The organism is Comamonas endophytica, from assembly GCF_023634805.2.
Lineage (GTDB): Bacteria > Pseudomonadota > Gammaproteobacteria > Burkholderiales > Burkholderiaceae_C > Comamonas > Comamonas endophytica.
The window spans coordinates 3,553,085-3,564,745 of record NZ_CP106881.1 but is presented as its reverse complement, the minus strand read 5'-3'; the positions used below and the strand labels follow the sequence as shown (position 1 = coordinate 3,564,745).

General features: G+C 67.1%; 7 protein-coding genes. 4 read left to right on the top strand and 3 right to left on the bottom strand.

Features of this window, described 5'->3' with window-relative positions; translation table 11 throughout:
* Positions 1-127 precede the first annotated feature (127 nt).
* Both M9799_RS16230 and M9799_RS16225 read left to right on the top strand, forming a co-directional pair.
* Entirely contained in the window at positions 128-1,159 is a 1,032-nt protein-coding gene (locus M9799_RS16230) for a M4 family metallopeptidase (RefSeq protein ID WP_231042348.1), read from the top strand.
* The gene (locus M9799_RS16225; protein WP_250621325.1) at positions 1,159-1,677 is read left to right on the top strand and encodes a protealysin inhibitor emfourin; all 519 of its coding nucleotides are present in this window, start codon (positions 1,159-1,161) and stop codon (positions 1,675-1,677) included. Before M9799_RS16230 ends, M9799_RS16225 begins: the two co-directional genes overlap by 1 nt.
* Positions 1,678-1,757: 80 nt before the next feature.
* On the opposite strand, the gene lpdA is transcribed toward M9799_RS16225, so the two are convergent.
* From lpdA to aceE, 3 genes are read right to left on the bottom strand one after another with little or no spacing between them, the layout of a single operon-like run.
* Positions 1,758-3,641, bottom strand: a complete 1,884-nt coding sequence (gene lpdA, locus M9799_RS16220) for a dihydrolipoyl dehydrogenase (protein ID WP_231042346.1) — start codon at positions 3,639-3,641, stop codon at positions 1,758-1,760.
* Between the two features lie 12 nt (positions 3,642-3,653).
* A complete protein-coding gene (aceF, locus tag M9799_RS16215; protein WP_231042345.1) occupies positions 3,654-5,423 on the bottom strand; it encodes a dihydrolipoyllysine-residue acetyltransferase in 1,770 nt (589 codons plus the stop codon).
* 18 nt (positions 5,424-5,441) lie between these two features.
* The gene (aceE, locus tag M9799_RS16210) at positions 5,442-8,165 is read right to left on the bottom strand and encodes a pyruvate dehydrogenase (acetyl-transferring), homodimeric type (protein WP_231042344.1); all 2,724 of its coding nucleotides are present in this window, start codon (positions 8,163-8,165) and stop codon (positions 5,442-5,444) included.
* Positions 8,166-8,437: 272 nt separating this feature from the next.
* Here aceE and M9799_RS16205 point away from each other — a divergent pair, with 272 nt between their 5' ends.
* Both M9799_RS16205 and M9799_RS16200 read left to right on the top strand, forming a co-directional pair.
* Entirely contained in the window at positions 8,438-10,990 is a 2,553-nt protein-coding gene (locus M9799_RS16205) for a PAS domain-containing sensor histidine kinase (RefSeq protein WP_231042343.1), read from the top strand.
* The gene (locus M9799_RS16200) at positions 10,987-11,625 is read left to right on the top strand and encodes a response regulator transcription factor (RefSeq protein WP_231042342.1); all 639 of its coding nucleotides are present in this window, start codon (positions 10,987-10,989) and stop codon (positions 11,623-11,625) included. The genes M9799_RS16205 and M9799_RS16200 overlap by 4 nt, the downstream gene beginning before the upstream one ends.
* Positions 11,626-11,661: the final 36 nt, after the last annotated feature.

Sequence of the window (11,661 nt, the reverse complement as noted above, 5' to 3'; positions counted from 1 at the left end):
GAACGCATTTCGCGTCATTGCCCAGGGGATCGCGGCGCGCGCAGCGTTGCATGGGCCCAGCCTCCAACGCCTGCAGCCCGGCAGTGCCGCAAGTGGTCTGCGCCCATGTCCATGGGAGGCTCTCATCATGTACCGATGCCACTGCCAGTTCATTCCAGCCGACGTGCTGGAGCGCCTGGCTTGCGATCCGACGCTGTCGCAGGAGCTATGCAAGAACGCCGCCTACTCCGCACGGCTGACCCAGCATCTCCTCGACATCCGCCTGCAGACCGAGAAGCTCGCCGGTTTCGTGCTGGAAAATCACAATCTTCTCAAGCTCGGCGACAACCCCGAGGTGTCGGTATTCGACTGCAAGCGCACCCAGAGCCTGCCGGGCCTGCAGATCAGGACTCCGGCGGAGTCGAGCGACACCACGGTCAAACGCACCTATGTGGAAACCGACCACATGGCCACCTTCCTGCGCGAGGTGTTCAAGCGCAACTCCATCGATGATGCAGGAATGACCCTGATGTCCTCGGTGCACTATGGAAAGAAATACAACAACGCCATGTGGAACGGGTTGCAGATGATCTACGGCGATGGCGACGGCGAGCTGTTCCTGGATTTCACCCTGGGCACCGACGTGATCGGCCACGAGCTGGCCCACGGCATCACCCAGTACACGCTGCAGCTGGACTACGACGACGAAGCCGGCGGCCTCAACGAGAGCATGTCCGATGTCTTCGGCTCGATGTTCCGCCAGTGGCGGCTCAAGCAGGACGCGGCCAGCGCCGACTGGCTCGTCGGCAAGGAAGTGATGGGCCCGGTCACGCGCGAACGCGGCTACACCTGCCTGCGCGACATGTCCGCCCCCGCGGGCGAGCATTGCCTGGCGCCGCAGCCCGACCATTTCAGGGACCTCAAGCCCGGGCAGGACCCGCATTACACCAGCGGCCCGCCGAACCTCGCGTTCTGCACCGCCTGCAAGCAGCTCGGCGGCTACAGCTGGGAGACCATCGGCAAGGTCTGGTACCAGGTCATGACCACCGCCGGCCTGGTGCCGCGCATGAAGATGGCGGACTTCGCGGCAAGGAGCCGCCAGGCGGCGGGCGAGCTGTTCGGCAATGACTCGCCGGCGCAGAAGGCCGTGGACAAGGGTTGGAAGAAAGTGGGGTTGTGATGAAATCCCACCAGATGTCCTCGAGCCCGGTGGTCGGCTGGGGCCGCATCGATATCGAGCGCTTCGGCGGCCTGGCGGGCTACGGCATGCCCGGCTCGCGCATCCGCAGCCGCGGCTACATCCTCGCCAAGGACCTCAGCGTTTCCGATCAAGCGCTGCTGCGCGAAGTCTTCCTGGCGCCTGTGGAGGCCCCGACCTGGGTGCGCGATGCCTTCCGCTACCACCTCACGCGGCAAAGCGATTGCGGCCCGCAGACCGTGGTCGTGCCCGAATCGATGGTGCCCGAAGCCATCCGCGACGCCCTGCACGACGAGCTGCTGCCGCGCGAGCCGGCGCCGCCGCCCAAGACACCGCCCAAGACACCGCCCAAGACACCGCCCAAGGACGAGCCGCCCAAGGACGAGCCGCCCAAGGATGAGCCGGCGAAGGAGGTGCCTGTGAGGGACGGCCCCGCGAGGGAAACGCCACGCACGGGCCGGCCGCGTCATGATGAAACGCCGGATGCGAAACCCCCGTAATCGAGCCTCTGGACGCGTGCGGTCGTAAAAAAGCCGCGCAGCCCTCTTCAGGGCCTGCGCGGCTTTTGCTCCGGCGGCGCTTACTTCCGAGCCGGAGGAACGTCCGTGCAGCTGCCGTGCGCCACTTCCGCCGCCATGCCGATGCTCTCGCCCAGCGTGGGATGCGGGTGGATGGTCTTGCCGATGTCGACGGCGTCGGCGCCCATCTCGATGGCCAGCGCGATCTCGCCGATCATGTCGCCGGCGTGCGTGCCGACCATGCCACCGCCCAGGATGCGGCCGTGGCCATGGGCCTCGGGCGAATCATCGAACAGCAGCTTGGTCACGCCCTCGTCGCGGCCGTTGGCGATGGCGCGACCCGAAGCGGCCCAGGGGAACAGGCCCTTCCTGACCTTGATGCCCTGCGCCTTGGCCTGATCCTCGGTCAACCCCACCCATGCGACCTCGGGGTCGGTGTAGGCGACGCTCGGGATGACACGCGCATTGAACGCGGCGGCCGCCAGCTCCTTGTTGCCCTGCTGTTCGCCGGCGATGACTTCGGCCGCGACATGGGCCTCGTGCACCGCCTTGTGCGCCAGCATCGGCTGGCCGACGATGTCACCGATGGCGAAGATATGCGGCGCGCTGGTGCGCATCTGGATATCGACCGGAATGAAGCCGCGGTCGGTCACCGCGACGCCTGCGGCCTCGGCGGCGATCTTCTTGCCGTTGGGCGTGCGGCCCACGGCCTGCAGCACCAGGTCGTAGGTCTGCGGCTCGGGGGCAGTGCCGCCCTCTTCCGCCGCCGCGAACGTGACCTTGATGCCCTCGGGCGTGGCCTCGGCGCCCACGGTCTTGGTCTTGAGCATGATGTTGTCGAAACGCGGGGCGTTCATCTTCTGCCAGATCTTGACCAGGTCGCGGTCGGCGCCCTGCATCAGGCCGTCCATCATCTCGACCACGTCCAGGCGCGCGCCCAGCGTCGAGTACACGGTACCCATCTCCAGCCCGATGATGCCGCCGCCCAGGATCAGCATGCGCTTCGGAACTTCCTTGAGCTCGAGCGCACCCGTGGAATCCACCACGCGCGGGTCCTTGGGCATGAATGGCAGGTGCACGGCCTGCGAGCCCGCGGCAATGATCGCGTTCTTGAACTGCACGACCTGCTTGCCGCCGCTGCGCTCGGTGCCCTCGCCCTGCGTCAACTCCACCGACAGATGGTGGGTGCCGGCGAACTGGCCATAGCCGCGCAGCACCGTGACCTTGCGCATCTTCGCCATCTGCGCCAGGCCGCCGGTCAGCTTGCCGATGACCTTTTCCTTGTGGCCGCGCAGCTGGTCGATGTTGACCTGGGGCGCGCCGAAGTCCACGCCCACCGCCGACAGGTGCTTGACCTCGTCCATGACGGCCGCCACATGCAGCAGGGCCTTGGAGGGGATGCAGCCCACGTTCAGGCAGACGCCGCCGAGCGTCGCGTAGCGCTCGACCAGCACGACCTTCAGGCCCAGATCGGCGGCGCGGAACGCGGCCGAATAGCCGCCCGGGCCGCCGCCCAGCACCACGACGTCGCATTCGACATCGGCAGCGGCGCCAGCGTATTGCTGCGGCACGGGAGCGGCCACGGCGGGCGCGGCACCCTCGGCGGCCTTGGGCAGTTCCACTGCGGGCGCGGGTGCCGGTGCAGCAGGTGCAGGCGCCGCTGCTGCCTGCGGCGCGGGCGCCGCGGGCGCCGAAGCCTCGCCGGCCTCCTGCGCCTCGAGCGTCAGCACCACGCTGCCTTGGGCAACCTGGTCGCCGATCTTCACGCGCAGTTCCTTGACGACGCCGGCATGCGAGGATGGGATCTCCATCGAGGCCTTGTCGGACTCGACGGTGATCAGGCTCTGGTCCACGGCGACCTGGTCGCCAGGCTGCACCAGCAGCTCGATGACGCCGACGCTGTCGAAATCGCCGATGTCGGGAACCTTGATATCAATGATGGCCATCTGCATGACTCCTTACAGCACGATGCGGCGGTAATCCGCCAGCAGCTGGCCCAGATAGGCGTTGAAGCGCGCGGCCAGCGCGCCGTCGATGACGCGGTGGTCGTACGACAGCGACAGCGGCAATTGCAGGCGCGGCACGAACTGCTTGCCGTCCCAGACCGGCTTCATCGCGCTCTTGGACAGGCCCAGGATCGCGACTTCCGGCGCGTTCACGATGGGCGTGAAGTGCGTGCCGCCGATGCCGCCGAGCGAGGAGATCGAGAAGCAGCCGCCCTGCATGTCGCCCGCGCCGAGCTTGCCGTCGCGCGCCTTCTTGGCGAGCTCGCCCATCTCCTGGCTGATCTGCATGATGCCCTTCTTGTCGGCATCCTTGAGCACCGGCACCACCAGGCCGTTGGGCGTGTCCGCCGCGAAGCCGATATTGAAGTACTGCTTGTAGACCAGCGCGTCGCCGTCGAGGCTGGCGTTGAACTCAGGGAATTTCTTCAGCGCCGCGACCACGGCCTTGATCACGAAGGCCAGCATCGTGACCTTGACGCCGCTCTTCTCGTTTTCCTTGTTGGTCGACACGCGGAAGGCTTCGAGCTCGGTGATGTCGGCCTCGTCGTTGTTGGTGACGTGCGGGATCATCACCCAGTTGCGGTGCAGGTTGGCGCCGCTGATCTTCTTGATGCGCGACAGGTCCTTGCGCTCCACGGGGCCGAACTTCGCGAAGTCGACCTTGGGCCAGGGCAGCAGGTCCAGGCCCGCGCCGCCGCCAGCTGCCGGTGCCGCGGCCTTGGGTGCAACCGCACTCTGGGCCTTGGTCTGCACCGCGCCGGACATGACCTGCTTGGTGAAGGCCAGCACATCGGCCTGCGTGATGCGGCCCTTCTGCGCCGAACCAGTGACTTCCTCGAGCGGCACGCCGAGCTCGCGCGCGAACTTGCGCACCGAGGGCGAGGCATGGGGCAGCTTGCCCGTGGGCGCCACCGTGGGATTGTGTGCGGCCGGCGCAGGTGCGGCCGGCGCAGGTGCGGGCTGCGCCGCTGCAGGTGCGGGAGCCTGGGCAGCGGGTGCGGGCGCAGCTGCCGCAGGTGCGGGAGCGGCCGCAGCCGAAGCCGGAGCGGCTGCAGGTGCGGGCGCCGGAGCGGGTGCCGAGGCGCCCTGGCCTTCGGCGGCCGCGCCTTCGAGCTCACCCACCACGTCACCGATGTTGACCTTGTCGCCGACCTTGAGGGTCAGCGACTTGATCACGCCGGCCGCGGGCGACGGGATCTCCATCGAGGCCTTGTCGGACTCGACGGTGAACAGCGACTGCTCGGCCGTCACCGTGTCGCCGGCCTTGACCAGGATCTCGGTCACGGCCACATCCTTGAAGTCGCCGATATCGGGGACCTTCAGGGGCGTGGTCTGGGCTGCCGGGGCCGGGGCCGGGGCAGCCGGCGCAGGAGCCGGTGCCTCGGCTGCGGGCGCAGGGGCCGCAGGTGCTTGCGACTCGGCGGCAGGTGCCGGTGCCGCAGCAGCCTGCTCGGCAGGCGCTGGCGCCGGTGCAGGCGCGGCCGAAGCGGTTTCGATGACCGCGATGACCGAGCCCTGCTTGACCTTGTCGCCCAGCGCCACGCGCAGTTCCTTGAGCACGCCGGCGTGGCTCGAAGGGATCTCCATCGAGGCCTTGTCCGATTCCACGGTGAGCAGCGACTGCTCGGCCTTGATCGTGTCGCCGGCCTGCACCAGCACCTCGATGACCGACACCTCGTCGAAATCGCCGATGTCCGGAATTTGAATCTCTACCATTGCCATATTCGTCTCCCGGATTTCTTAGGCGTACAGCGGGTTGATCTTGTCGACCTGGATGCCGTACTTGGCAATCGCTTCGGCCACCTTGGTCATCGGCAGCTGGCCGCCGTCGGCCAGGCTGCGCAGCGCGGCAACCACGATGTAGTGGCGGTCGATCTCGAAGTGCTCGCGCAGCTTGCGGCGGAAGTCCGAGCGGCCGAAACCGTCGGTGCCCAGCACCTTGTAGATGCGGCCCTTGGGGATATAGGCGCGGATCTGCTCGGCATAGGCCTTCATGTAGTCGGTCGAGGCAATGACCGGGCCGGTGCTGGTGGCCAGCTGCTGCGTGACGAAGGCCTGGCGCGGCGTCTCCAGCGGGTGCAGCAGGTTCCAGCGGTCCACGTCCTGGCCGTCGCGCGTCAGTTCGTTGAAGCTCGGGCAGCTCCACACGTCGGCGGCGACGCCCCAGTCGCTCAGCAGCAGTTCCTGGGCGGACAGCGACTCGCGCAGGATCGTGCCCGAGCCGAGCAGCTGCACGCGCAGCCCGGTCGGCGGCACCTTGATGCCGGGCTTGCACTGGTACATGCCCTTGATGATCTGCTGCTCGGTGCCGGGCGTGAGGCCAGGCATCGCGTAGTTCTCGTTGAGCAGCGTCAGGTAGTAGAAGACGTTTTCCTGCTCCTGCACCATGCGGCGCAGGCCTTCCTGCATGATCACCGCGACTTCGTGCGCGAAGGTCGGGTCGTAGCTGATGCAGTTGGGCACGGTGTTGGCCAGGATGTGGCTGTGGCCGTCCTCGTGCTGCAGGCCTTCGCCGTTGAGCGTCGTACGCCCCGAGGTACCGCCCAGCAGGAAGCCGCGCGCCTGCATGTCGCCAGCGGCCCAGGCGAGGTCGCCCACGCGCTGGAAGCCGAACATCGAGTAGTACACGTAGAACGGGATCATGATCCGGTTGCTGGTGCTGTAGCTCGTGGCCGCGGCGATCCAGCTGGACATGCCGCCGGCTTCGTTGATGCCTTCCTGCAGGATCTGGCCGGCCTTGTCTTCCTTGTAGTACATGACCTGGTCCTTGTCGACCGGGGTGTACTGCTGGCCTGCGGGGTTGTAGATGCCGATCTGGCGGAACAAGCCTTCCATGCCGAAGGTGCGCGCCTCGTCGACCAGGATCGGCACGACGCGCGGGCCGATTTCCTTGTCGCGCAGCAACTGCGTGAGGAAGCGCACATAGGCCTGCGTGGTCGAGATCTCGCGGCCTTCGGGCGTGGGGTCGAGGATCGCCTTGAAGGTGTCGAGCGCGGGCGCGGTGAACTGCTCGTCGGCCTTCACGCGGCGCTGCGGCAGGTAGCCGCCCAGCGCCTTGCGGCGCTCGTGCAGGTACTTCATCTCCGGCGTGTCGTCGGCCGGCTTGTAGAACGGCAGGTCGGCAATCTGGCTGTCGGGGATCGGGATGTTGAAGCGGTCGCGGAAGGCCTTGATGTCCTCGTCGCTGAGCTTCTTGGTCTGGTGCACGGTGTTGCGGCCTTCGCCGATCTTGCCCATGCCGAAGCCCTTGACGGTCTTGACCAGCAGCACGGTGGGCTGGCCCTTGTGCTCGTTGGCCGCGTGGAAGGCCGCATACACCTTCTGCGAATCGTGGCCGCCGCGGCGCAGGTTCCAGATCTCGTCGTCGCTCATGTGCTCGACCATCTTCAGCGCGCGCGGGTCGCGGCCGAAGAAATTCTTGCGCACGTAGGCACCGTCATTGGCCTTGAAGGCCTGGTAGTCGCCGTCGTTGCACTCGGCCATGATCTTGCGCAGCACGCCGTCCTTGTCCTTGGCCAGCAGCTCGTCCCAGCCCTTGCCCCAGATCAGCTTGATGACGTTCCAGCCCGAGCCGCGGAACTCGCCCTCGAGCTCCTGGATGATCTTGCCGTTGCCGCGCACCGGGCCGTCCAGGCGCTGCAGGTTGCAGTTGATGACGAAGATCAGGTTGTCGAGCTTCTCGCGCGCGGCCAGCGAGATCGCGCCCAGCGATTCCACTTCGTCCATCTCGCCGTCGCCGCAGAACACCCAGACCTTGCGGTTCTCGGTGTTCGCAATGCCGCGGGCGTGCAGATACTTCAGGAAGCGCGCCTGGTAGATGGCCATCAGCGGGCCCAGGCCCATCGACACCGTGGGGAACTGCCAGAACTCGGGCATCAGCTTCGGGTGCGGATAGCTCGACAGGCCCTTGCCGTCCACTTCCTGGCGGAAGTTCAGCAGCTGCTCCTCGGAGATGCGGCCTTCGAGGTAGGCGCGCGCATAGATGCCGGGCGAGACGTGGCCCTGGATGTACAGGCAGTCGCCGCCGTGGTTTTCGCTCTCGGCGTGCCAGAAGTGGTTGAAGCCCGCGCCGAACATGTTGGCCAGCGAGGCGAAGGAGCCGATGTGGCCGCCCAGGTCGCCGCCTTCGGGCGGGTGGATGCGGTTGGCCTTGACCACCATGGCCATGGCGTTCCAGCGCATGTAGGCGCGCAGGCGGCCTTCGATCTCGAGGTTGCCGGGGCAGCGCGCTTCCTGCGCGGCTTCCAGCGTGTTCACGTAGCCGGTGTTGGCCGAGAAAGGACGGTCAACGCTGTTCTGGCGCGCGTGTTCCAGCAGTTCCTCGAGCAGTGCATGGGCGTACTCCGCGCCCTCGCGGTCGATCACGGCGGACAGCGCGTCCATCCATTCGCGGGTTTCCTGCTGGTCGGTGCTGGCCGCGGGCGTGGCGCCGGCGCCGGCCTGGGGGTCGGTCTGAGCTGTCATGGGTGTCTCCTGGCAATAGGCGGTAAACGAACAGTGCACGTTGGGCCCATTGTCATCGCGCAGGAACGCCCCTGCCAGATGCTCAACCAGTGGCCGTGCGCGCCAGGCCGCGGATCGGCCTTCACTGAATGAATTCGGCGGAAGTTTCGCACATTTTTTTCCAATTTCAAATTATGCTTTTCGTTTTCATAATGCGATAAATTGCTGCAATCGCACATTTCCACGCCGGCTGGCGCGGTCCCATCCCGATGCCGCTCCTCTACACTCCACCCATGGATCCGACCCCCGCCAAGTCCCCCGCGCCCAGCGCCCCGACCGACACCCTGGTGCCCTCGCCCGCGCGCTGGTGGCGCAGCTGGTGGCGCAGCCTCTCGCCCACGCGCCAGGACCGCTTCGCCGCGCTGGCGCCGCTGGCCGCCGTGCTGATGTTCCTGGCTGCGATCGTCGTGGCGTTCTGGTATCTGCGCGTGGAGGAAGTGGAGCGCGAGCAGGAGGCGTTGCGCCGGGATGTCGAATACGCACAGCAGCGCGTGCGCCTGCGCCTGCTCGAGCGCCAGGAGCAGCTGATGCGCGTGGCGCGCGACATCGCCAACCAGGAGATGAACAAGGGCGATTTCGCGCGCCGCAGCGAGGCGCTGATCACGCAGTACCCCGAGCTGCAGTCCATCACCTGGATCGACGAGCAGCAGCGCATCCGCGCCACCCATTCCGCGCCCACGGTGCACAGCGAGCAGTTGCGCATCGTCGGCGACACGCTCAAGCCCGGCGACACCGCCAAGACCTATGCGCTGGTGCAGGACCTGCAGCAGCCGGTCTACGCGCAGTCGCCGGCGGTGCCCGGCGAGCCCGCGCCGCTGCTGCAGCTGCAGGTGCCGCTCAACAGCACCGGCGGCTTCGGCGGCGTGGTGCTGGGCGAATATTCGGTCGACAGCCTGCTGCGCTACGGCACGCCGACCGAGGTGCTGGCGCGCTACGCCGTCACCATGCTGGACGGCAGCGGCCAACTGCTGGCCGGCACCGCCCTGCCCGAGCGTGCCGATGGCAACCCGCTGCCCTGGGCCCGCGACCGCGCCAACGAGTACGAGGTGCCGGTCTCGCCCGTGGGCAGCGGGCTGGTGCTACGTGCCCAGGCCTACCGCACCTCGCTGGGCTTCGTCGGCAACAGCCTGTTCTGGCTGGTCGGCACGCTCAGCGCGATGACCGCCTGGCTGCTGCTGGCCACCTGGCGCCATACGCGCCGACGCATGCGCACCCAGGAGGCGCTGGTGGCCGAGACCAACTTCCGCCGCGCGATGGAGAATTCGGTGCTCACCGGCATGCGCGCGCTCGACCTGGAGGGCCGCATCACGTACGTGAACGCCGCCTTCTGCCAGATGACGGGGTGGAGCGAGAGCGACCTGGTCGGCCAGCTGCCGCCCTACAGCTACTGGCCGAGCAACGAATACGACAGCCTGCGCCTGAAGCTGCGCGACGAGCTCAGCGGCAAGACCATCGTCGGCGGCTTCCAGGTGCGCGTGCAGCGCAAGAACGGCACGCAGTTCGATGCGCGGCTCTATGTCTCGCCGCTGATCGACGCCCACGGCCAGCACACGGGCTGGATGTCGTCCATGACGGACATCACCGAGCCCAACCGCATCCGCGAGCAGCTGTCGGCCTCGCACGAGCGCTTCACCATCGTGCTCGAGGCGCTCGATGCCTCGGTCTCGGTCGCGCCGCTGGGCAGTGCCGAGCTGCTGTTCGCCAACAAGCTCTACCGCCAGTGGTTCGGCTCGCAGACCGACGGACACCTGCAGCTCGTCGCCCAGGCCGGCGTGCTGCCCGCGCGCCATACCGACAGCATGGATGACGAGGACGGACTGATGGGCCTGCCCACCGACCCGCTCACCAGCGCGCGCAGCGAGAACGCCGAGATCTTCCTGCCCGAGCTGGGCAAATGGCTCGAGGTGCGCTCGCGCTACCTGAGCTGGGTCGACGGGCGGCTGGCGCAGATGGTCATCGCCACCGACATCACGCCGCGGCGCCTGGCGCAGGAGCAGGCGGCGCGCCAGGCCGAGCACGCGCAGTCGATCAGCCGCCTGATCACCATGGGCGAGATGGCTTCGAGCGTGGCGCACGAGCTCAACCAGCCGCTCACCGCCATCAGCAACTACTGCAGCGGCATGATCTCGCGCAGCCAGAGCGGCCAGCTGAGCCAGGAGATGCTGCTCACGGCGCTGCAGAAGACCGCGCACCAGGCGCAGCGCGCGGGCCAGATCATCCAGCGCATCCGCGCCTTCGTGAAGCGCAGCGAACCCAACCGCACGCTGGCGCGCGTGGCCGACATGGTGAGCGAGGCGGTGGAGCTGGCCGACATCGAGTTGCGCCGCCACAACGTGCGCCTGACGCACCGCGTGGCCGAGCGGCTGCCGCCGGTGATGGCCGACACCATCCTGATCGAGCAGGTGCTGGTCAACCTGATGAAGAACGGCGCCGAGTCCATCGAGAACTCGCAGCGCCCGGGCCACCAGCGCAGCGTGGACCTGAGCGTGCTGCCGCGCGAGATCGACGGCCAGCAGGTGGTGGAGTTCACCGTGCAGGACACCGGCAAGGGCCTGCCGCCCGAGGTGCTCGACCGCCTCTTCGAGGCGTTTTTCACGACCAAGAGCGAAGGCATGGGCATGGGGCTGAACCTGTGCCGCAGCATCGTCGAGTCGCACCATGGACGCATGCGTGCGGAGAACCTCTACAATGGTTCTGATGTCATAGGCTGCCGCTTCACTTTCTGGCTGCCTCTAGCGGCGCCTGTGGATGCGACACCACTCACCACACCGAGGACGATTGCATGAGTTTGATTCCCAAAAAAGGCACTGTGTATGTGGTGGACGACGACGAGGCCGTCCGCGATTCCCTGCAGTGGTTGCTTGAAGGCAAGGACTATCGCGTGCGCTGCTTCGATGCGGCCGAATCGTTTCTCGCGCGCTACGACCCGCGCGAGGTGGCCTGCCTGATCGTCGACATCCGCATGGGGGGCATGACCGGCCTGGAGTTGCAGGACCGGCTGATCGAGCGCAAGTCGCCGCTGCCCATCGTGTTCATCACCGGCCACGGCGACGTGCCCATGGCCGTCAACACCATGAAGAAGGGCGCGCTGGACTTCATCCAGAAGCCCTTCAACGAGGAAGAGCTGCTGGGCCTGGTCGAGCGCATGCTGGACCATGCGCGCGAGGCCTTTGCCGGCCACCAGCAGGCCGCCAGCCGCGACGCGCTGCTGTCCAAGCTCACCAGCCGTGAGGCGCAGGTGCTCGAGCGCATCGTCGCCGGCCGCCTGAACAAGCAGATCGCCGACGACCTGGGCATCAGCATCAAGACGGTGGAGGCGCACCGCGCCAACATCATGGAAAAGCTCAATGCCAACACGGTGGCCGACCTGCTGAAAATTGCGCTCGGACAAAACCAACCCGCAGGCAAGGTCCCGGCCTGACCCTAAAATCATGGCAGGTCCACGGCTGCTAGTGTC

What these genes read in the sequence shown, in the direction of transcription:
- M9799_RS16230 (WP_231042348.1), top strand. Translation starts at nt 128, where the DNA reads ATGTACCGATGCCACTGCCAGTTCATTCCAGCCGACGTGCTGGAGCGC.
- M9799_RS16225 (WP_250621325.1), top strand. Translation starts at nt 1,159, where the DNA reads ATGAAATCCCACCAGATGTCCTCGAGCCCGGTGGTCGGCTGGGGCCGC.
- lpdA (WP_231042346.1), bottom strand. Translation starts at nt 3,641, where the DNA reads ATGGCCATCATTGATATCAAGGTTCCCGACATCGGCGATTTCGACAGC.
- aceF (WP_231042345.1), bottom strand. Translation starts at nt 5,423, where the DNA reads ATGGCAATGGTAGAGATTCAAATTCCGGACATCGGCGATTTCGACGAG.
- aceE (WP_231042344.1), bottom strand. Translation starts at nt 8,165, where the DNA reads ATGACAGCTCAGACCGACCCCCAGGCCGGCGCCGGCGCCACGCCCGCG.
- M9799_RS16205 (WP_231042343.1), top strand. Translation starts at nt 8,438, where the DNA reads ATGGATCCGACCCCCGCCAAGTCCCCCGCGCCCAGCGCCCCGACCGAC.
- M9799_RS16200 (WP_231042342.1), top strand. Translation starts at nt 10,987, where the DNA reads ATGAGTTTGATTCCCAAAAAAGGCACTGTGTATGTGGTGGACGACGAC.